The organism is Lysinibacillus zambalensis (genome assembly GCF_040183165.1).
Lineage (GTDB): Bacteria > Bacillota > Bacilli > Bacillales_A > Planococcaceae > Lysinibacillus > Lysinibacillus zambalensis.
On sequence record NZ_JBEGDG010000020.1, the window covers coordinates 58,825 to 80,723 of the forward strand.

General features: G+C 35.1%; 25 protein-coding genes. 2 read left to right on the forward strand and 23 right to left on the reverse strand.

Features of this window, described 5'->3' with window-relative positions:
- Nucleotides 1-86: 86 nt before the first annotated feature.
- The 12 genes from ABNX05_RS20660 to ABNX05_RS20710 all read right to left on the reverse strand — a co-directional run bounded on the left by ABNX05_RS20660 (nucleotide 87) and on the right by ABNX05_RS20710 (nucleotide 11,812).
- The gene (locus ABNX05_RS20660) at nucleotides 87-407 is read right to left on the reverse strand and encodes a hypothetical protein (protein ID WP_349661427.1); all 321 of its coding nucleotides are present in this window, start codon (nucleotides 405-407) and stop codon (nucleotides 87-89) included.
- 98 nt (nucleotides 408-505) lie between these two features.
- The gene (locus tag ABNX05_RS20665) at nucleotides 506-2,074 is read right to left on the reverse strand and encodes a putative ABC transporter permease subunit (RefSeq protein ID WP_349661428.1); all 1,569 of its coding nucleotides are present in this window, start codon (nucleotides 2,072-2,074) and stop codon (nucleotides 506-508) included.
- Nucleotides 2,043-2,780, reverse strand: a complete 738-nt coding sequence (locus ABNX05_RS20670; RefSeq protein WP_349661463.1) for an ABC transporter ATP-binding protein — start codon at nucleotides 2,778-2,780, stop codon at nucleotides 2,043-2,045. The genes ABNX05_RS20665 and ABNX05_RS20670 overlap by 32 nt, the downstream gene beginning before the upstream one ends.
- Nucleotides 2,781-2,983: 203 nt before the next feature.
- Entirely contained in the window at nucleotides 2,984-3,109 is a 126-nt protein-coding gene (locus ABNX05_RS26430) for a DUF3784 domain-containing protein (RefSeq protein ID WP_432760160.1), read from the reverse strand.
- 2 nt (nucleotides 3,110-3,111) lie between these two features.
- A complete protein-coding gene (locus ABNX05_RS20675; protein ID WP_349661429.1) occupies nucleotides 3,112-4,404 on the reverse strand; it encodes an alpha/beta hydrolase in 1,293 nt (430 codons plus the stop codon).
- A gap of 13 nt (nucleotides 4,405-4,417) precedes the next feature.
- Nucleotides 4,418-5,497: a DUF1648 domain-containing protein gene (locus tag ABNX05_RS20680; RefSeq protein WP_349661430.1), complete on the reverse strand. Its 1,080-nt coding sequence runs from the start codon at nucleotides 5,495-5,497 to the stop codon at nucleotides 4,418-4,420.
- Between the two features lie 7 nt (nucleotides 5,498-5,504).
- Nucleotides 5,505-5,882 carry a GntR family transcriptional regulator gene (locus ABNX05_RS20685; RefSeq protein WP_349661431.1) on the reverse strand — a complete coding sequence of 126 codons (378 nt, stop codon included), beginning with the start codon at nucleotides 5,880-5,882 and terminating at the stop codon, nucleotides 5,505-5,507.
- A 489-nt stretch (nucleotides 5,883-6,371) separates the two neighbouring features.
- The gene (locus tag ABNX05_RS20690) at nucleotides 6,372-6,749 is read right to left on the reverse strand and encodes a carboxymuconolactone decarboxylase family protein (protein WP_349661432.1); all 378 of its coding nucleotides are present in this window, start codon (nucleotides 6,747-6,749) and stop codon (nucleotides 6,372-6,374) included.
- 212 nt (nucleotides 6,750-6,961) lie between these two features.
- Nucleotides 6,962-8,335 (reverse strand): argininosuccinate lyase, encoded by a 1,374-nt coding sequence (gene argH, locus ABNX05_RS20695; RefSeq protein WP_349661433.1) that lies wholly within the window; start codon nucleotides 8,333-8,335, stop codon nucleotides 6,962-6,964.
- Nucleotides 8,336-8,421: 86 nt separating this feature from the next.
- Nucleotides 8,422-9,612 (reverse strand): argininosuccinate synthase, encoded by a 1,191-nt coding sequence (locus ABNX05_RS20700; protein ID WP_079562025.1) that lies wholly within the window; start codon nucleotides 9,610-9,612, stop codon nucleotides 8,422-8,424.
- 488 nt (nucleotides 9,613-10,100) lie between these two features.
- Complete coding sequence (locus ABNX05_RS20705; protein WP_349661434.1) at nucleotides 10,101-10,856, reverse strand: SDR family NAD(P)-dependent oxidoreductase; 756 nt, start codon at nucleotides 10,854-10,856, stop codon at nucleotides 10,101-10,103.
- 8 nt (nucleotides 10,857-10,864) lie between these two features.
- Nucleotides 10,865-11,812, reverse strand: coding sequence for an MBL fold metallo-hydrolase (locus tag ABNX05_RS20710; protein ID WP_349661435.1), 948 nt, complete (start codon nucleotides 11,810-11,812; stop codon nucleotides 10,865-10,867).
- A gap of 454 nt (nucleotides 11,813-12,266) precedes the next feature.
- On the opposite strand from ABNX05_RS20710, the gene proC reads away from it, so the two are divergent.
- Nucleotides 12,267-13,073, forward strand: coding sequence for a pyrroline-5-carboxylate reductase (gene proC, locus ABNX05_RS20715; RefSeq protein ID WP_349661436.1), 807 nt, complete (start codon nucleotides 12,267-12,269; stop codon nucleotides 13,071-13,073).
- 45 nt (nucleotides 13,074-13,118) lie between these two features.
- Nucleotides 13,119-14,129 (forward strand): NADPH dehydrogenase NamA, encoded by a 1,011-nt coding sequence (namA, locus tag ABNX05_RS20720; protein ID WP_349661437.1) that lies wholly within the window; start codon nucleotides 13,119-13,121, stop codon nucleotides 14,127-14,129.
- A 74-nt stretch (nucleotides 14,130-14,203) separates the two neighbouring features.
- Here the strand turns inward: namA and ABNX05_RS20725 are convergent, their stop codons facing one another.
- The 11 genes from ABNX05_RS20725 to ABNX05_RS20775 all read right to left on the reverse strand — a co-directional run bounded on the left by ABNX05_RS20725 (nucleotide 14,204) and on the right by ABNX05_RS20775 (nucleotide 21,765).
- Nucleotides 14,204-14,482 (reverse strand): YuzB family protein, encoded by a 279-nt coding sequence (locus ABNX05_RS20725; RefSeq protein ID WP_349661438.1) that lies wholly within the window; start codon nucleotides 14,480-14,482, stop codon nucleotides 14,204-14,206.
- A gap of 246 nt (nucleotides 14,483-14,728) precedes the next feature.
- On the reverse strand, nucleotides 14,729-15,082 hold the full coding sequence (locus ABNX05_RS20730) for an immunity 51 family protein (protein WP_349661439.1): 354 nt from the start codon (nucleotides 15,080-15,082) through the stop codon (nucleotides 14,729-14,731).
- Nucleotides 15,083-15,121: 39 nt separating this feature from the next.
- Nucleotides 15,122-15,766, reverse strand: a complete 645-nt coding sequence (locus ABNX05_RS20735; RefSeq protein WP_349661440.1) for a DUF1963 domain-containing protein — start codon at nucleotides 15,764-15,766, stop codon at nucleotides 15,122-15,124.
- 51 nt (nucleotides 15,767-15,817) lie between these two features.
- On the reverse strand, nucleotides 15,818-16,366 hold the full coding sequence (locus tag ABNX05_RS20740) for a hypothetical protein (RefSeq protein WP_349661441.1): 549 nt from the start codon (nucleotides 16,364-16,366) through the stop codon (nucleotides 15,818-15,820).
- A gap of 81 nt (nucleotides 16,367-16,447) precedes the next feature.
- Nucleotides 16,448-17,095 (reverse strand): hypothetical protein, encoded by a 648-nt coding sequence (locus ABNX05_RS20745; protein WP_349661442.1) that lies wholly within the window; start codon nucleotides 17,093-17,095, stop codon nucleotides 16,448-16,450.
- Between the two features lie 512 nt (nucleotides 17,096-17,607).
- Nucleotides 17,608-18,237, reverse strand: coding sequence for a hypothetical protein (locus ABNX05_RS20750; RefSeq protein WP_349661443.1), 630 nt, complete (start codon nucleotides 18,235-18,237; stop codon nucleotides 17,608-17,610).
- 207 nt (nucleotides 18,238-18,444) lie between these two features.
- Nucleotides 18,445-18,744, reverse strand: a complete 300-nt coding sequence (locus ABNX05_RS20755) for a hypothetical protein (protein WP_349661444.1) — start codon at nucleotides 18,742-18,744, stop codon at nucleotides 18,445-18,447.
- 238 nt (nucleotides 18,745-18,982) lie between these two features.
- Entirely contained in the window at nucleotides 18,983-19,411 is a 429-nt protein-coding gene (locus ABNX05_RS20760; RefSeq protein ID WP_349661445.1) for a hypothetical protein, read from the reverse strand.
- Between the two features lie 188 nt (nucleotides 19,412-19,599).
- Nucleotides 19,600-19,995 carry an SMI1/KNR4 family protein gene (locus ABNX05_RS20765; RefSeq protein ID WP_349661446.1) on the reverse strand — a complete coding sequence of 132 codons (396 nt, stop codon included), beginning with the start codon at nucleotides 19,993-19,995 and terminating at the stop codon, nucleotides 19,600-19,602.
- A gap of 400 nt (nucleotides 19,996-20,395) precedes the next feature.
- A complete protein-coding gene (locus ABNX05_RS20770) occupies nucleotides 20,396-20,557 on the reverse strand; it encodes a hypothetical protein (protein ID WP_349661447.1) in 162 nt (53 codons plus the stop codon).
- A 35-nt stretch (nucleotides 20,558-20,592) separates the two neighbouring features.
- Complete coding sequence (locus ABNX05_RS20775) at nucleotides 20,593-21,765, reverse strand: hypothetical protein (protein ID WP_349661448.1); 1,173 nt, start codon at nucleotides 21,763-21,765, stop codon at nucleotides 20,593-20,595.
- Between the last annotated feature and the right edge of the window lie 134 nt (nucleotides 21,766-21,899).

Sequence of the window (21,899 nt, forward strand, 5' to 3'; positions counted from 1 at the left end):
ACATCGGTTTGTCTTAGTTTGCCCATAAGTTACATTCTCACCTAAAACATATACTTCTCCTTCCTTATTCACCAATTATTTTAAAATTACATATTCCAATGTGATAAGATTGTATAAACCATAAATCCACCTACTATTAAGTTCCCTATAATTATAAATAGTAAGTTTCCTTGTAATTTAGTATTTTTCTTTTTCCCTAATCCACCTAATGCAGTAATCCCTATAAAAAATGACAATACAGGATAAATAAAGATAAAATATTTACTGCCGTTCAAATTGGGACCGGCCATGTTGAAGGTAATAGGAATCTCATCCGATATATTTTGTACACCAATAATTGAAAACACAAAAAACAAGGCACAAAATATCCAAGGAATTATACTTACTGACTTTTTAGATTTATTCATAATAATCTCCATTCTCATAGATTTTTCAATTAATTGCGGTCTTTATTTAGCTTACTTTTTTCAATTTATTTATTTAGTCTTCACACTACTCTTCCCAATTAAATAGGCTCACCATTTATTGATTTAGCATATAACTTGCTAGTTACGATGCCCAAGCATAAAATAATAACAACATCATATATGCCTACTATCGAACCTGACCATAGTACTCTTGGAACTGCTGCAATGAGTACCAGAATCATTCCACCTAACATCCCCAATAAACTTGATACACTCCGCTTTATTACTTGGAGCTCTGATTGCCAACTATAATTTACAAATCTTAAATTAATAACAATTCCGTATACTGCTGAAAATACTGCAAATGCACATGGAAGAAGTACTAATATGATGGAATCAAATAATGTTGCTCCAAACACTCTTCCGATTATTATTCCGTTTATAATCGTAAGAGGTATTGTAACCGTAAGATTAACAAGTATCTTACTCTTTACAACCATTTCTTTCGACAATGGAAAAGTTTTGATTATCCAAATATTTTTACCTTCAAGTGAAAAAGATACGCTACTTGTATTTGATAAACATACCATCAATGACATTATGTACGGTGTTACTCTATACAGAATCTCTACTGTATTAATAGTATCTATCGGCATATATTCCATCACTTTTGTGATTGAAATCATTAAAGAAATCGTAAAAATAACCATCATAATCACTCCGAATGCTTTGTTCATTAAGTACATTGTGGACGAAAATAGTCGTTTGATTTCTTTCACATATAATGCTTTTAAAATACTTGATCGTTTTAATGTTCTTACTTCATATTTTTTGTTACTACTTATTGATTGAATTTTAGTATTTAGTCTTTTGTATACAAACGAAAGACCAATAATAAAAATCACTGTTAACACTAATGAAACTGCTATATATATAAGAAAATCTCCCACTTGTCCTGTTACGAGTATTTTATTATACAAATAAAACATTGGATACACTTGGTTAAACTGATTCAATACATCTGTTAATATCAATTTCATATCGCTTGGATCTAATTTATAACCACTCAATGTTGGTGCTAATACTAAAAATAAAAAAATACACATATAGCTAATTGAAGAAAACGCACGAGAATATTTTGCTCTCGATGAAACTTCTAAAACTAATATACTAACAATTGACGCTACAATTGATGGTACTAATGCAACTGTAAGTATTCCAATCAGTATCTTTATCCAAAAAACTCCGCTTACTGTTCCTGTAAAGAAATATACCGCTCCCATTAAAAGCATGATTATTAAAGATACTACCGTATTCAAGAAATATATATAAAAGAATCTACTTACAACTATTATTGATGTTTTAATAGGAAGTGACATTAATGTGTCATAATCTCTTTTTCCAAATAACTCATCACTAGCATTAAAAAATGCTATAAATAATGATATAAGAGTACTCAATAAAAATGAAAATGCAAGTATGTGTTCTCTCATATTATATTCATTCAGCATATATCCAAGACTTGTAAAATACGCTAGCAAGATAACAATCGGAAGAGATATACCGATAATAACCATTTTATCACCAATGCTGGCTTTACCTTTTAGGGTATTAAGTCTCGCCAGTGAAATAACCCTAACTTTCAGAAGAATAAGAAAATGACTCATCTTTTAACTCCTTCATAAAGAACTCTTCCAATGTTTGATTTTGTATTATTTCATCCATCGTACCACTATAAACTAGCTTTCCACGATTAATCATAGCCACCTTATTACAAAGCTTTTCTGCAACATCTAAGACATGTGTTGAAAAAAATATTGCATTCCCTTTAGCAGTCATTTTCTTCATTATCTCTTTTAAAACAACTACTGCTTTTGGATCAAGACCTACAAATGGCTCGTCCAGAATCAAAAGCTTAGGTTCATGAATAATAGCTCCAGTTATTGCTAACTTTTGCTTCATTCCGTGAGAATAAGAGGATATTAGATTCCCTAGACTTTCTGTTATTCCAAACATTCCAGAATGTTCTTTTATTCTCATTACTCGAACATCTTCCGGCACTCCGAAAATATCTGCTACAAAATTTAAATACTGGATTCCTGTCAAATGTTCATATATTTCGGGACTATCAGGGATATAAGCAAATTTCGATTTGCATTTAAGAGGCTCTTTCTTAATAGAATGCCCATCAATGTAGATGTCGCCTTCCTCAAAATCTAGGATTCCTACTACTGATTTGATCGTTGTACTTTTCCCTGCGCCATTATGACCTATAAATCCAAAAACATCGCCATTTTCAACAGATAAACTTATGTTATCGACAGCTTTTTTTTTATCTTTATACACTTTTGAAAAATTTTTAATATCTAGGATTCCCATTCTTTCATCTCCATTTCTTATTATTACCGATTGATTACCTACAACTTCGCTAATGACCTTCGTAAAGCTTTCATGGAAATCATCACAAGTAAACGGGGAAAAGTGATCAAATGTTTGAAGTTTATATCCTTTCACTATATTCAGGATTAATTATCTTATCGCTAAGCATCATTCTTTCAAAAATCTCTTCAACACTTTTATTTCTCTTTCTCACTAGCGGGCATAGTATTATACCCCGCTAGTAAAAATGCACCTTTTCCTTGAGATAGAACTATCACAAAGATTGGGATCATAATGATAAAACAAACAATGGCATTCACCATACCTAGTCTCTATTTTCATTCATAATAAATTGCTGGATGGCAGGCAACAATTCTTTATGAAGTGGTAATGTTGGGTCTGCATACGTCGCAAAATTTTTCGCGCGATCTGCTGGAGCATTTTTTAACACATGATTCATTCCGTCCATATATATAAGCTCGGCATCTGGTTTTGCTTTCTTTAACGCTTCCGCATCAGTCGCAACTACTTGTAAGTCAGTTGTACCTTGAAGAATTAAAATTCGGCTATTCACTTTTACTAACTCACTTGCAGGGTTATATTTTAACCATGAAATCATATACGGTTGAACGGAAGGACGGAAAAGAGATTGTAATTCTTGTGAAACGTTCTTCACTAGCTCACCTTTTTTCAAAGATGCAAGAACATCGGTTGATTCTTTTAGAAGGGCTGGTGTTAACTGAACTTTTAATTGCTCTAATAGAACTTCATCTATTGATCTTCCAGTACCTGCTATGGAAACAAAGGACTCTACATTTGCTTTTTGTGCTGCTAGCAAACCGATCAGTGAGCCTTCGCTATGGCCAATAATATGAACACTTGAATAAGCTTTATCAGCTAAAAGGGTATTAATTACTTGAACTGCGTCATCTACGTATTGGTTAAAAGTTATATCCTCTTCCTTTGTTAAAAGGGATTGATTATCGCCTATTCCACGTTTATCATAGCGAACACTTGCAATACCGTCTTTTGCTAATCCTTCTGCTATCATTTTTAAGCTATTATTTTTACCAGCTAATGCTGAATTTCCATCCTTATCAGTTGGACCAGAGCCTGCAATAATAAGTGCAACTGGAGTTGGTTCGTTACTAGCCTTTTGAAGAGCCACTGTTAACTCACCATTTTGAACGGGAATCTTTAACGCTTCATACGTAACTGGTTGTTCTGGCTGTTCTTTGAATGGCTTTAAGACAAGTGGGAATATGCCACCATTTTGTTGGAATGTTGCTTCAATTTGCCCATCTTTTAATGTGCCTTTAATTTCAATAGCTGAGCCATTTAAGTTAATGGAAACATTCACTTGATTGCCATTATATATAATACCATTAAATGGAAAATCCCCTTGCGCAGGTACTGATAATTTCCCGTTATCTTTTTGCAAATCTAAGATAATTGGAAATGCTCCATTCGGTGTTTCAATATTCCCTTCCCATTTTCCTATTAGTTGTTCATTCATTTTATTGTCCCCTTTCGTCTCTTTACCTTTTGCTTTGTCTTCCTCCTGCGCGCACGCTGCTAATAATAAGAGTGCACAACATAAAAACAATAATTTCTTCATAATATCTCTCCCTCTACAAGGAAATGAATAACAAAATAGGTACAAATATCACGAGTAAAATGATGTAACTCCATTTATTCGCCATATTCACAGTCCAACCAACACCGTATTTCTTTTGCACTAATAATGATGGATCATTTTTATTGATGTAAACAATACCCCATTTCCAGTAGCGATCATCGGCTGCAGCTGTTTCGTTTGTATGTAAATCACCAAAGCGCTCATTACTTTTACTTAATTTCCAAGTAAAGAGGATAAGTCCCCCTAAAGTGACGATCATAAAAACAATAAAAAGAGGGAAGAAGTAAGGAACTGTTTGATTCTTTAAAATCACTGTTGTGTAATGTAAAACAACAAGAAGAATGGTCATATTATGATTCATCGCTGCTAAATACCAGCTGCCATATTTTCGCTGTGCAAGCTCTCTATTGGCAGAAGCTTCTTTCGCCTGTGCGCTCAATTGTATTTTGGCACTTTTCATTCCAAAACTCATGATGAAAACGCTAATTTGTATCCCTAGTAAAATAAGTGGCATTACTATTACTGAAATCCATGTTTTTTCAGTCCAACCGTCTACCTCACCTGCTGCATTCCAATGGGTAGCAAATACATCTGGGATGGAATTGTAATTCATATAGGTAAAGGTGATTAACGCTAAATTAACAATAATTGGTAATATAAAAAATTTAGGTGAGAGTACTTCATCTCGATCACGTATAGATAGATCCGTCACATAAACTGTTTTGACATGTGCTTCCCAATTTTCATGTTTTTTTAGTTTTATTATTTTTATATGATAAAACATATAAAGAGCTGCTGATATGAGTAAGATGACAAATAACAATATAAAGGATAGTAAAACAAATTTTTCTTCCTGAATGGACGTAAATAGTAGTGAAATTTGGCCTAAAAGAAATGCAGCTGCTATGCTCCCTACCAGCATACTGTAGTGCTTTTTAAATAGTTGTAATTGCTGATGTTGCACATAGGGCTCAGGAATTGAAACACCAAACACTGTTGTTTTTCTAGACAAAAATGGTGTTAATGTTTCCAGTACGCCTACAAAGATGAAGATGCTTACTATAAAAAGCATATTTCCCCTACTTCCATTGTTTTAAAATTCGATGAATCAAACTTGTCATCTGATCTTTTTCTAAGCCACGTGCAAATGCCTCTGCCATAATTGGCTTTAATGCATTTTCTACTTTTTCAACTTCCGTCTCTTTCAATTCTTTTTTTTGACCACCGATAATGAGAGCCTTTGCCTTTGGCTTTAATTCAATTAACCCTTTTTCTTCGAGTTCGTGATAGCTCTTACTTACCGTACTAACATTAATCCCTAAATCTGCAGCCATTGAACGAACTGAAGGTAATGTATCACCATTTTTTAGCTCTCCCTTAGCAATTAACTCAATTAATTGATTCGCTAACTGTTTATAGAGCTGTAATTCACTGCTTGGATCTAAATGAATATTCATCTTATCCCTCCAATCTGTATCGCTTATCACCAAACAGAAATCTGTCATACTTAGAGTAAGACAGATTTCTTAAAAAGTCAAATTTTTCTATAAAATGAAAATTAATCTTTGGTTCTTCTTCATTACTCTGGCTTTACGGCTATAATGCGAGATAAAAAAAGGACCCAGAAAAATTCTGGATCCAAGAACACTTATTTCTATTGATTTTATCTGTATCGGTTTTTGCTTCTTCTTAAGATACAGCAAAACAGAATATCCTCTGCCTTACCTTTTGCTTAAGATTTTAGAAGCTCACCCTATACAATTGTGGCGGACTTTCCTGAGATTCCTGGTCTTTGGGTGTTTGACTACTCATTCTACATCCTCCTAATCATATTAGATTAATAAGTGATTCCGCTCTTAATATGAACCGTTTCACAGGTGTTTATTCATTTGATGCGCATTTTTATTAAAGTGCCTTCGTATAGCATGAAACACCAAGGAATAATTTTACGCTTCTTCTTTAAAAACCTGTTGAGCTATAGTTAAAGCGTTTTGCACACGCGGAAAACCTATGTAAGGCACTAATTGTAATAATGCTTCCACAATTTCTGTCTGTGCCAAACCTGTATGTAAACCACGTTTAATATGTGTTTTTGTTTGCGGAGCAGCACCTTGTGTTACGACTGCTGTAATGACAACAAGTGCGCGACTTTTCGCATCTAGCCCTGGTCTTGAATAAACATCACCGTATGCAAATTCAATAATCATTTTTCGTAAATCTGGTGCGATGTCAGCTAGTGCATCCGCCTCAATCATTCTTGCCGCTTCTTCCGTTGTCACATACTGCTTTATTGTTTCGAACCCCTTTGTAAAACGCTCATTCATTGAAAACACCTCCCATTATCATTTAATGACACAAAAACCCCAATTCCGCGTCTCCAGAATTGGGGATTGTCCTTCACCTATGTAAGGGGCTCTTTTGCGTTTCACCCTCTGGCTCTAACGAAAAAGGAAAATGGTTTATCATAGTGCCTCACTGGACAGCTTTAATGAATATCTATGCAAAAGTCACAAGGACATGCACGCTAAAATAATTGTTAAATTAGACAAGCTTTTGCCTTTTCGATTTGGATGATTACTTGATCAAATCCTGTACCACCTAATGAATGACGACGACGAACGGCAGCTTCAGGTGCTAATACATCGTAAATATCCGCTTCGATAAGTTCACTTTCTTTTTTCATGTCTTCAAGAGGTAAATCTAATAAGTAGATGCCCTTTTGAATACATGTGAATACAAGTTTTCCTGTCACTTCATGTGCTTCACGGAAAGGCATACCTTTTGTTGCTAAATAATCTGCAAGCTCCGTAGCATTAGAGAAGTCAGAGTGTACTGCCTGGTGCAAACGCTCTGTATTGACAGTCATCGTGCGAATCATACCTTCAAAGATTTTTAATGAACCAAGAATTGTGTGGACTGTATCGAACATACCTTCTTTATCTTCCTGCATATCTTTGTTGTATGTTAACGGCGTTCCTTTAAGAACTGTTAATAAGCCCATTAAGTTCCCGTAAACACGCCCTGTTTTCCCACGAATTAACTCCGCCATATCAGGATTTTTCTTTTGTGGCATAATAGAAGATCCTGTTGAGAAGGCATCATCTAATTCAATAAATTTGAATTCATCTGTCGACCACAAAATAATTTCCTCTGCAAAACGAGATAAATGCGCCATTAATAAAGATGAGTTGCTTAAAAACTCAACGATAAAGTCACGATCACTCACTGCATCCATAGAATTTGCATATACCTCGCTAAAGCCTAAAAGCTCAGCGGATTTTAAGCGGTCGATTGGGAAAGTTGTGCCCGCCATGGCACCTGCACCTAAAGGCAGAATATCGATACGTTTAAGTGACTCCATAAAACGTTGTTTATCACGCTCTAACATCCAGAAATAGGCCATTAAGTGATGCGCAAATGAGATTGGTTGTGCACGTTGTAAATGTGTATAGCCTGGAGCAATAGTTTCCACATGCTCCTCTGCCTTTTCTAGCAATGTCTTTTGGAATGTCTCTATTAAACCGATTGCTTCCTTCACACGTTTTTTCAAGAAAATATGCATATCTGTTGCTACTTGGTCATTTCGGCTACGACCAGTGTGAAGTTTACCGCCAACAGGACCAATTAAATCAATGAGCATTTTTTCTAGGTTTAAGTGAATATCCTCATTAGCAACAGTAAATTCAAGCTCCCCTGCGATAGCTTTCTCTTGTAATTGTGCAAGTCCATCGAGAATTGTCTCTACGTCAGCTGCTGATAAAATTCCTGTTGCACCAAGCATCGTAACATGCGCAACGCTACCTTCAAGGTCTTCTAGAACAAGCTGTTGGTCAAAGCCAATCGATGCGCCGAACTCGTCCACCCATGCTTCTGCTGATTTTTGGAAACGTCCGCCCCAAAGTTTTGTCATAACAGCTCACCTTTTCCTTCATTTCTTTTTGAAAAGGTGCAGTACAGCATAAGTGTATACTACACCTTGCTTGTCAAAATTAATTTTTATTTATTTACAGAAGAGTTAACCACTGTTGGCAGACCCCATAGTTCGATGAAGCCCACTGCTGAAGCATGGTTGAATTGGTCTTCTTTAGAGTATGTTGCAAGTTTTTCACTATATAGTGAATTTGGGGATTTACGTCCTTCCACGATCGCATGACCTTTATAAAGCTTCACGCGCACAGTTCCGTTCACAAATTTTTGTGATTCAGCTAGGAATGATTCCAGTGCTACACGTAATGGAGAGAACCATAAACCATCATAAATTAATTCCGATAATTTTTTCTCAATGACTGGCTTAAAGTGCGCTAACTCTTTTACAAGTGTTAAGTCTTCAAGCTCTTTATGAGCTGTTAATAGCACTTTTGCTCCTGGAATTTCATATACTTCACGAGATTTAATACCAACTAATCGGTTTTCTACGTGATCGATACGACCAACACCGTGTGCACCAGCTACTGCATTTAGCTCTTGAATTAAATCAGCAAGCTTCATTTCCTTACCGTTTAAAGCTACTGGCTTACCAGCAACGAATTCAAGTTCAACGTATTCCGCTTCATCTGGAGCGTTTTCAACAGAAACTGTTAAACCGTATGCTTCTTCAGGTGGAGATACCCATGGATCTTCCATTACGCCCGCTTCATTTGCACGGCCCCATAAGTTTTGGTCGATAGAGAATGGTGAATCTAATGTTGCAGGAATCGGTACATTATGTTTCATGGCATATTCGATTTCCTCATCACGGCTCCAGCCCCACTCACGTACAGGTGCTAAAACTTCCAAGTCAGGATTTAACGCTTTGATGGAAACTTCGAAACGAACTTGGTCATTCCCTTTACCTGTGCAACCATGAGCTACTGCGTCCGCACCTACTTGATTCGCAATTTCTACTAATTTTTTTGAAATTAATGGACGAGAAAGCGCCGATACTAATGGATATTTTTGTTCGTACCAAGTATGAGCTTGTAATGAGATTAATGCATATTCTTCAGCAAACTCATCTTTCGCATCTACCATATATGATTCAATTGCTCCTACTTGAAGAGCTTTGTTTTTTACGAATTCAAGATCCTTACCTTCACCAACGTCAAGACACACTGCAATAACGTCCCAACCTTGTTCTTTTAACCAAGGAATTGCTACAGATGTATCAAGACCTCCTGAATATGCTAATACTACTTTTTTATTTGCCATAAAAAATGCGCCTCCAATTAATCTATAAGATATGTATGTTTATACACTCAACTAAAAGTTTATACACGAATAGTATCATGTTATAAAAATAAAAACAAGTGTATTTTTATAAATTAATAGACTTTTATGTTTATTGTAAAAAGTGTGTCATTCCAATACTTTAAGCGCTTGTACAAACTATGAATATTTTTACTCGAAAAAACAATTTTTCACTCGCAACATGAATGTATATAGTATAAATTAGTTGACGGACTTGCCAGGCATACAAAAAAGAGTTGTCTCAGCGCAAGAGACAACTCTTTTTTATAGGAATACTTTGAAGATTTACCGAAACAAAATCGCTCTTTATCGAAACTTTTTGAGCTTTTATCGAAACAAAATCTCATTTTATCGAAACTTTTTGGGCTTTTATCGAAAAACAAGCTCTTTCTATCAAAATACTTAAGTAAGTTTACAGTTTGATTAATATTATTTTTTTGAGTTTTTCGTTACTTTTTATTAAAAAATGATTTACATAAAAATTCGACGGTTGCAGGTGCCATTGCATATAGCTTGCTTGTTAACCCCATGATCCGTGGTAAATTAACCTCACGAACAGGGCGCTCGATTGTTTTTATCGTAGCTTGTGCCACTTCTTCAGCTGTTAATAAAAATCTCCCTAAAGACTCTCGATAGCCACTTTCATCACTCGCCTTGTCTAAAAAAGGTGTATCGATTGGACCTGGATGTATCGCTGTGACTTTCACATTATACGGAGCTAGTTCCATGCGAAGCCCATTTGTAAAGCCAACAATCGCATGCTTGGTAGCAGCATAAACACTTGCCTTAGGTGTCGCTACCTTTCCTGCCTGTGAGCCGATGAAGATGAGTTGACCTTGCTGACGTTGTATCATAGGCGCTGCAAGACGTTTTGCTAAATATATCGGTACACTGACATTTAGCTCTACCATTTGTCTAATAGCTTCATCTGTTAATTCAGGTGCAATACCGAATTTACCTACCCCGGCAGATAAAATAGCTACATCGAGAGGCGGTAGCTGTGCACATACTTCGTCGATAGTAGCTAAATCAGTTAAATCAGCTTGGATCACGTTTGCCCCAACGCGTTCTAATGCTTTCAATGCCACTGTATTGCGCCCTGTCGCATAAACGGAATGGCCTTGTGCTACTAATAATTCTGTTATTTTCAGTCCAACACCACTTGTTGCACCGGTAACGAAGATCGTCTTTTTATTCACGCTCATGTTTACACCTACTTTCTATGAAATAAATAAATACCTTCTTCAGATTTTGTAGATGTAATCAAATTGTTGGCCTCTAAGTAATCTAAATATCCGAGCGTTTTAGACAGTGTCAGTCCAAGCTGTCGTTGAAAAACTGCTGGGTATAAGCGCTTCGTTACTTGTACAGCAGTTAATGATTCATCACCAAATAATTCGCAAACCTTCAAAGCTTGCTGATGCTGACGTTCTAATCGTTTATCAATTAAATCAGGAATATTGTGCAACTCTGCACCATGTCCTGTATACATTGTTTTAACGGGTAATCGTCGTAATATTTCTAGCGATTCATTATATTGTAGTAACGATTTCGTACGTCCTAATGTACGGTCTAGTGGTGGCTCAATTAACGGATTTGGTGTAATTTTTTCAAGCAATAAATCTCCACCAATTACATGGTGCGTTTTTTCATCCCAGAAGATTAAGTGACTTTGTGCGTGTCCTAATGTTTCAATAGTCTTTAATCCAGGATGTCCTGGCACTTCATCCCCATCGTTAAGAATTTGTGTTAATGGTCGTTCACCTACAAGCTCTATTTCACGACGGACATGTACACTCGGCTGGATATATTGTTGAGGAACACCATGCTCAAATAAGCGTTCACTGTAAAACTGCACATGGTAACGTAAAAAATCCTCGTCATGACGAAGCCATTTATCATTATAGGCATGCCCTAAAATTTCTGCGTTTGGAAAGGCATCCACCCAACCTGCATGATCTGGATGATGATGGGTTAACACAACCTGTTCAATATCTCGCATGTCAAAGCCTGCTGCGCGAATCCCCCATTTTAGCGCGTCATAGGCTTCCATTGTTTTTGGACCAACATCAAAAATTGTCAATGCATCGCCTTTGACAACAAATGCATTTACATCTCCTACATCATAGGGTGTTGGTATTTCTATTTTGTATGTAGACAAAAGCTGTTTCCCCCTTTATGCAACTAGTGAACACTGATTCATTCTATTTTACAAGTTTTTTTTCTTTTCGTCACCCTCCTGTTGACAGGCTGACGTCTTACCAATATAATTTTGAATAATCTAATTATTTTTATGCGTTGATGAAGCCAAGTACGTAATTGGTGAAGGTGTCTTAGAGAGTGTTACATTTGCTGAAAGTAACATCACCCACTCCCATTACCGAACCTACTTCTGAGCAGTTATGAAAACATAACCGTTTCCCTTGCGATAAAAGGGCTATGAGTTGTGCCAAATGGCAAACAAAGGTGGTACCGCGGAGACTACAGCGTTTTCGTCCTTCTTTATAAGGACGAGAGCGCTTTTTTTATCTTCATTAAGAATGCTTGGTAACGAAAGCAAAGCTACAGCTACAATTACGCCAAGGCAAAATTGACTTTAAACTGGAGGTTTTATCATGAAAAAAATACTATTTATAGGTGCAGGCTCTATGGCAGAGGCATTGATTCAGGGCTGGATTAAACAAAAGGTATTTACAGCGCAAGAAATTTACGTCACCAATCGTTCAGACAAAGACCGTTTACATTTTTTACACGACACATATGGTGTAAATTGCAATTTTGATGATGCTATTTATCAGAACGCTGATTTAATCATTTTAGCGATGAAGCCTAAAGATGCCATTGCAGCGATGCGTGAGCTAAAACCTAAAATTACAGAGCAATCAGCCATTCTCTCTATTTTAGCCGGTATCGCTATTGCGACTATTATAGAACATTTAGGTGCTCGTCTAGTCGCACGCGTTATGCCTAACACTTCCGCTACGATCGGGATGTCTGCAAGTGGGATTGCATTTAATGACAAAGTGACTGCAGAACAGCGCTCCACTTTCTTACAGCTATTAGAGGCGGTTGGCTCAGTAATTGAGGTGAATGAGGATCAATTACATGCTGTAACGGCTCTTTCAGGGAGTGGCCCAGCTTATATTTATTATTTAATGGAGGCATTTGAACGGGTAGGTACAAAAGTCGGGCTCCCAAAAGATACAGTACGACTATTAATGACGCAAACGCTTGCTGGTACTGCAGAAATGCTAAAGCAATCGGTCGATGAGCCTGATGTATTACGCCGTAAAGTAACAAGTCCTGGCGGTACAACAGAAGCTGGAATAAAGGCTCTTGAACAATATCACTTTAATGAAGCGATAGAAGCATGTATTAAAGAAGCAGAAGCTCGATCCCGTTTACTTGCAAATAGTAAATAATGGGTGCAAAATAAAGTATATCACTAGGGATTAGGGGGCTTTATTTTGGCTAAATTATTCGAACCTTATCAATTACAAAATATCTCATTAAAAAATCGTGTTGTGATGGCACCGATGTGTATGTACTCAGCACAGAATGATGGGCTTGTAACACCATTCCATCAAGTACATTATGCAACTCGGGCTGCTGGTCAAGTTGGTTTAATTATCGTCGAAGCTACAGGTGTTGTACCAGAAGGTCGTATATCTAGTAACGACCTCGGAATTTGGGATGATGCTCATATCGAAGGTTTACGTCAATTAGTTCAAGGAATGAAGGCGTACGGAGCAAGAACTGGCATACAGCTTGGTCACGCGGGACGTAAAGCAACTGTAGATGGCGAAATATTCGCACCGTCAGCCATTGCATTTAGCGATGATTATAAAACGCCTACTGAGATGACATTAGAAGACATTGAGTATGTTGTAGAAGCTTTTAAACAAGCAGCTGTCCGAGCAGCTAAAGCAGGCTTTGATGTTCTCGAAATCCATGGTGCACATGGCTATTTAATTAGTGAATTTTTATCACCAGCAACGAATAAACGTAATGACGAGTATGGTGGTTCTCAAGAAAATCGTTATCGATTGCTACGCCAAGTCATCGATGCAATTCGTAGTGTTTGGGAAGGTCCTTTGCTTGTGCGTGTTTCCGCTGAAGACTATGCAGAAGATGGTACAACAATGGATGACTTTTTCGTCTTCAGTCGCTGGATGAAATCACAAAGTGTTGATTTAGTGGATGTTTCTACTGGTGGTGTCGTTCAAGCGCATATAAATGTTTTTCCAGGCTATCAAGTGCCTCATGCTGAAGCAATTAAGCATGGTGCTGATATTCCAACTGGAACGGTCGGCCTTATTACGTCTGCCATTCAAGCAGAGGAAATTTTACAAAACAATCGTGCTGACTTAATTTTCCTAGCACGTGTTCTTCTTCGTGAGCCCTATTGGCCACTTCATGCTGCCAAGGAATTAGGAGAAGACGTTACACCTCCAGTACAATACGTACGTGGCTGGTAAAAATAACGGGGTAGCCGCTATTCACTATAAAGTAAAAAACAGCTTGTTGAATTATGTTAACAAGCTGTTTTCATTCAATAAAGAGGATTTTGTATAATTTCTTCATCAATTGCTTTCACTAACATCTCTGCATCACCTGCAGTGACGACTTCTCCATTGACGATGGCGAAGATCCCTTGTTCACAAATTTCACAATGTGATGTACAGCCCGATACTTCAATTTCGATATCAGATCTTTCAACTAGTACATCATAGGCATCTGCCGCACCTAGTGATAAGTTTGTAATACAAAACTCTACTCTATTTTTCAATTGCTGCGGCTCTTTCTTTTTCTTAAAAAGAGAAAACACCATCTTTTGATCTCTCCTACTCTCTCAAACAAATGTTTTTAAACAAATTGACTGATAGTCGCTGTTTCTGAAAAATAATTGCTATAATACTAAAGTTTATACACATCTGCTTCATTTGAAGGGACAAAGGTAATGCCTTATAATTTATGTTTTTCAGCGTCTTTTTTAAATTCTTCTGAACAAAATAATGTACTTAGAAGCCTAGTATATTATTTAGTAGAAATAGAAAACATTATGAAAAGAACACCCTCAATCCAATTCTGCACGAGAAAATAAATCCGTAATAGTCGATTCATCTTCACATGTATTTTTAAATGAAATAGCAAACTTCTCTAATGCTTCTTTATCGAAGGAATAAGCACAAAACATGCTAGCTTCTGAATCAAACTTGACAATACCTTTTAATTCTGGCATTTTTTCTTCAAGAAAGACAATCGCCAAGGATTCCCAATCATAACCTCCTCCTTCAAATCCCTCATCCGATCGTGTATCAAAAATCTCTTGCTTATATTCCCCAACATCTAAACATAACGACGCAGAGCCCCTATCATGATCCACCCAAAAAAACGGAGCTATTTTCTCTTTATCATTAGTAAAATTCATCTTACCCCTCCATAAAAAATAAAATTTTAAGTCATCATTCTAAGTACATTGTGTAAAAAAAACACCTACATGTTTTTGATCAACTTTTTTATTTAAAAACAAATATCCGACCGAGTCACTAAGGCTAAACACATCATGGAATCCTTCAGGAAAATCACCGCCATAAATTTGTAGACAAAATTGATAATCATCCAAACCCATTTCTTCTACTTGTAACAGAGATGGTTTATCGCCAATCAACGAACCACAGTAAATCTCTATATCATCTAAATCTTCTTCATCAACATCTTCAAAATCTAAATCCACTTCTTCACCCAAAATAAACTTTTGTGCTGGTATTAGAAAATCTGATTCATTTCGAATATCACCAGCCTTGTGTAATAAAACTTTTGTATATCCTTTTTTAATATTTTTCAACTCTTCTTGATCTCCATGAAAAGTGATTGAATCTAAAAAGTAATCATCTTTCTTATACGTTGTAAAAACGGATAGCACCTGTTCTTTTGGTAAGTTTATATGTAAAGTTTCATTAAGAAAATCCGTTGGTAAACTTAATACAAGTGTTAATTTATCTCCATCTGGGTTTAATGGCCAATCCAAATTTTCAGGTAAGAAGCTATATCCGCCAAGACGGGCCACATTAGATTCATTTTCCACACCATTAAAAATAACTTCAATTGACATTTTTTAAATACCCCTCTTATTTTCTATGTATATAACTTTCGAATCATTTTTCTATTCTGCTTCCCTCTTAGCTCTTCCTACCTCCTTAAAATACAATCCATTAATTCCGATTTTTTCAATAAAATCTTTAAATTTTTGTGTACAAAAATAAAAGCTAATTTTACTGTCTCTAAATAAAGTCTCATTTTCTATTTTTTCTAAATTAAATCTGATGTTTTCTTCTCGCAACATGGCAAGAGATTCTTGGATATCTAAACCATCAAAATTAATTGCAGCCACCACATTCGTTACATTTATATATATAAATTCTTCTGGAATTCCTTTTATTTTTATTGGAAAAGTTTCTATAATATCAGAAAATTCCTCAATAAAAAGCTTTTCAAATTTCTTTTTTACTATAAATGTAGCTCCATAACAACGTGAATCAAAATCTAACAATTTCCCTTTATCAAGTTTATCTTCTGAAATACCAAAAACCTCTGCATTCCAATCCAGAGTAATTTCCTGTCCCTTAAAAGTTGAAAAAAGACGAACATCTTCCTTATTCAAAAAAGTTAAATCTTTATAATCATAGTCATTTTCAAATCTATATACTTTCATTAACAACACCCCTTTTCACGTATTCTCTTAATATGTTTCAAAATCTTTACTTCCAAATGAACTCAAGTAATTTTGGATTTATTAGCCATATAAACAATCGATATAATTTTCAATAAGTTCATCGTTATGATTAATCTTACTTAGCATATCTTTTAAATCTTCTATAAAGCCTTCGAGCAATTCACAAGATTCGTCATCTGTTATTTCCCCATTATACTTTTCCTGTATTAATTCTAATGTAATGGAGAGATAATCCAGAAAATCAGAAAAAGAATTTGCAATCGGAAAAAGAGCACCTGATTCATAAGATGCCATAACCGGTGAGCCTTCTCTATCAGTTACAACCACGATAGGATCATCATTTATATCTGCAATGACAAGCCAAAATGGATTCCATTTTGGATCTTCTTTCAGATCCGATCCAATCCAACGAAATCCCTCTTGCCTATAGATAAGGGTTTCAGGAGACCAAAGATAAAGAGGTGCGTTCCCTAAATTGATGCTCGTGCTTTTTAGCCTGTGACCATCATGACGAACATCACAAATTATTTCGCAATGTTCATAAAAAAACTTCAATTCAGGAGAAAGATAAATTTTTTCATCTACCTTTAGTGTTACTAATTCTGACCTTTTACGTACACCACCGTTCTTTACAACTGGGGATTCTTCTTGCGGATATTTATTCATTGTCTGTATAAATTTAAATACTGAATCCTCTATTTGTTTCACAAAAGATCAATCCTCTCGTTTATTAATACATTGTTGCTACTCCAAAACGAGAAGCCGTGATTTAAGACATCTTTCTCAGCACTTAGCTATTAAACGATAACCTAATTCATCCTAGCTACTCACAATCCAATGGTATTCTGCCTCTCTTAGATTACTTGGCAAAATGGGCCTTGTACTAGCTTTACAGTTACATGCTTATTTCAGTCCCACTCAACAAACATTTTTGTTCTAGCCAAACGCATCTACTTCGAAACATTACAGAACGTTTTATACAATTATATTATATATAAGGTATAAAACACCAAATTTAGAATTCTATTTCTAACAAAAAACATATGTAAAGAAGGACTTTATGACATCTTCTTTACATATGTTTTCGGATTTTTTTAATTTTAAAAAATGAAAGTCGAAAGGTTTTTAAAGATTCAGACACAATTTCACGGATAATATTCCAGAGAATAGACTCCTCTATATTTTTACATCATGTGCTTGAAACCTATCACTTATAACAACTATGAGTATTGCCAATATCCTACTAACGGATTCTTTATTGAATCCTCCGCCACAATTGCATACAAATACACAGCGCCAAACCCAAATGGAAGACTAGTTCTTGAATCGAATACCCCATCTGGATAACCTTCCTCATCAATTTGACATAAGAAGCTATATTTATCTTTTTCTAATTCAGTGTAATAGTATTCTTCTTCTTGGATAAGGAAAGGAATTCCCCCGAATTTAATAAAAAAAGGTGTATCGAATGCTTGTTCATCACTGACAAAAATACCTTCTGATATATAGTGTTTAACCATTCCAAATTCAGTATAAGTAGAATCCATACTTTCTTTCGAAACCGGATGTTCAAACACGTACAAAGAGCAGTTTGGATAAATATTTTTTGAAATACGATTTTCGTATTCTTTCGGTATAAAGATAGAAATCATATTATTTTTATCTAGCGGACATACAAAACAAAGATAGAAGTGATATTCCGATCCAATTGCACTTAACAGTTCACTTTTATCGTCGAAATACGCTGGAGCATTTCCACCAATCCATCCATTACCAACATTCTGATTCCTGTTTAACTGAAATATAATACTTTCTTTTCGTTCATCTAATATATTATTTTTAATCTCCATATTATTTTTCCAAATAATTTAATTCGGATTTCCTCCTTTGCATTTAGTTACTTTCTACAGATTAATCCACGTCTTTCAGGCTACATCATTCCGTTACCAAAGTATTCTTACTTCCATACATCGCCATTCGGTTCTGTTTTCTGAATCAAGAGGTCCTACTCATCCTAGCTGAAAATCCTAGTCTAAAAAGAGGATACAGAGTAATTATTACATCTCTTCCAGCTCATATTGCATACTTAGGTTTACAATCACTTTACAAACATCCTCTATTAACTTACTTTCTTGAACACTTCTGTTCCCAATAGTCCAGATGTATATCTCACCTTTGTCATTTTCTATAGTACACCATCGATTCCAATTAAAATCGTCATATGGAAGTATAATTACTTTTTGATCCATAATTACATCTTCATACATTTCATTAGACTTTAGGACAGAGAATATCTCTTCGATTACCAAATCAATTTTTTCTTTATCTTCAAGAACTAAACTGTACTCAATGCCCATATTAATTTACACCTATCTTCATGATTTCATTATCTACTGTTCCACCGAAATATTAAAATCATCTAATTATCCAGCTAATCATTATCACTTTTTCCTTCTCTAAACTATCACTATTTAATGTACAAACTATTACTAAACCGTTTAGAGCCCCTCTGGCATCAAAATTGGAATTCGTGTTTTCATTATTTAAATAAATCCATCTCCGTTGATTTTATTCTAGCTCTTCACTTAACTGTCCTTACCAATTGCTCTTATCCTCTTTTTCACCAGCTATTCTAATTCCATCTGGCAAAATAAGGTTGTATTCTTGAACCACAACTTCAATAACTTCATCATAACATTCAAGAAAATAATGCTTAAATCCCTTTTGAATCAGTGTCTTTTCCTTATTCAAAAATTCGGAATCAATCGCTTCACAAAAGCACGTATCCAATAAATTTTCGTTAAAATAATCTAAACTACAAAGTCCAAACTTGACTACATTTTTAAAATTGAAAGAAATATCAATGTATCGTTCTTCTGTAGAATTATTTGATACCAACGCTGTTGCTAAATTTAACGAAAGTTCAACTTCTCTTGGATAACGATCCATTATAACCTTTTTTAAAATCAACGCATCTCTAGCATCTATTACACCAACTGTTGTATCAATAAATTTGGTTCTCATTTTACCCCCATATTTTATGAGTTAAAGGTAGGTTTTCAGTCATCATAACAAAATCTATCGATGGGGCTTCCAGCAATTGTTTCCTCCCTTACACGGGGACAATTTTGTCAAGAAAAGAGTTTTTACATCTTCCCTACTCATCTTCTAGAATTAATCATCTTCACATTTTTCAAGATTATTTATGAAGGTTACAAAGCTGTTTGATAAATAATGCATCTTTCCGTAACCTCCCCCAAGTCCATCCAGATAAGAACGACACTACCGTTTTCTAGATCCATGCAAAATAAATTACCACCCCAATCATTTCCAAACGGCAGATATTTTTCTGGGAGTACACCTCTATTTATGAAATCTAGGTAGTTTTCTTCTAGTAAACTTGAGCTCTTTTTATATTTAATTGAAGAAAACGTGGCAATTTCCGTTTCAAGGTCAATATCTTGCGCATAATAGCAAGATTTAACTGGAACGCCACCATTATATTGTAAATAATGTTTTTTTAGCTGTTCTGGTAAATTAAATCCTAATTTCGTTTCTACTTCGTTTAAATCGCTTATTGTTAGTTGAGTAGAACATTCTATAAACATCCTCTTCACTCCTTAGTAACTACTTATTTATTATTTTTCTTGATTCATTAAGAACCCCTAATTTATAGCAATAAAGTGATTGGGCACATGGCCAAACAATCTTTTACATCTAGCAAGAAATAGTCCGTATCCAGCCTCCCAAACGCTCACACCCATATTATTACTAATAATACTATAAATCACTTAAGTTGTAATTCCAGTGAAAGGAAGTCTCTGAATCAAAAACTAAAGTTTCAAGGCTTTTTACATTTCTGAAGCCGCTGTAAAAACAAAAAACATATGCAAAAGAAGGATTTAATACCTTCTCGCATATGCTTTTAAAAAAGAGCTTTCCATAATGCTGCCCTAAAAAAATTAAGATTATATTATGAAAATTCTTCTTCAACTAACAAACCTAACCTTATAAACTTTTAAACCAGTTAGTATAGTGACCGAACTGTTTGATTTCTACAAACTTCAAGTACTCGTCAAACTCAAATATGTCAGCAATATCTTCTACTAAAGCTGATTTTCTAAATATCAATTTATATGCTAAACGACCGTTCCCAATTGATAGCTGCATAGTTGCAGGATATACATTTAACGCAGGTCCATTATTTAAAAGAAACTGTAGTTAATAATCGGTTCGATATTTTCTACCTTTTCTTCACTTCTCTGAAGAATATACATTGGAATCATTTCGTTTCCGAGAGCACCTGACCAAGTACATAGCGAAAGATCAATTTTTTCACCAGCACCTTCCAATTGTATTTTAGGCCATTCTTTTTCTAGACACGCTGGCCATGTAAGCAATTCATCGCCAGGAATAATTGATAACTCATTTATCTCTTTTTTAATCTTATAAGTTCCACTAACTATGCATTCATCAAAAATAATTGAATTATTCATCGCTTGAACATAATAATGCCAAGGTTTAATCCCCCAAGTAATAATCAGCATACCTTCTTCAAAACATTTATCAACTAAATCGGTTGTAGTAAATAAATCAACAAGATTAATTGGCCCATTTCCAACTTCATTGCTTATAATTTCACTAAAGAGCTTAAGATCGACCATAAAAAAACCTAAATTCCCCAAGCTTCCGTAAACAGTAGAATTAGTAAGCTTTTTGTTTTTATGAATTTCAATAGCGTTTCTAAATATCAGCACATAAATCGTTATTGTTTCAATTTTTTGTTCAAAATCCGTAAAATACTGAGGGGCTTCAGATGATAAAAAAACAGGCTGATGAATTCCTTGTCGAAAAACTTGAATCTTCATATCATATTTTCCGTTTAATTCTATACAATCCTTCAGATAAGAATTTTTCCCTTGTAATACCCCATCCCTTAGAGCTTGTTGAATAGCCTCGCTTTCGCTATTTTTAAGTAACTCGAAGTCATTTTCATATGTATAGCGAATAAAATCCTTTTCCAAAAATGATACATTTTTATATGTTGTTTCTGATAATTTTTCACCTAATATAGCGGAGTCCAACAGGTATTGTTTATCATCGCTCACTTCTTCAACAATCAATTTTAGCCTACAAATATCGTATTCACTTAAGGCATCAGTAAAAGGGATTTCTAGTGTTAAACCTTTAGTTTGCAGTTGTGCATTTTTTAAACGACTGGAACAATAACCTTGTTCCAACCACAAAGCCATATTTTTCATTAATTTCACCTCTGATATATAGATGCCCTTTTCGAAAGTTTTACAAAAATGTAAATAATCAAGAGTAGCTTTACAATCCAACTTCTTAGGATTTATGCTACTCTTTTTGGGCTCCATAAGTGCACCTTCCAAATAATACCTTCATAGTATCAAAAATCAGTAAACCCGTTCAATAGCGTTTTACAAAGAAATAATATCAATATACTCTTTATATTCTAATGGAATTGGTCTACCAAAAATCAAACCTTTTA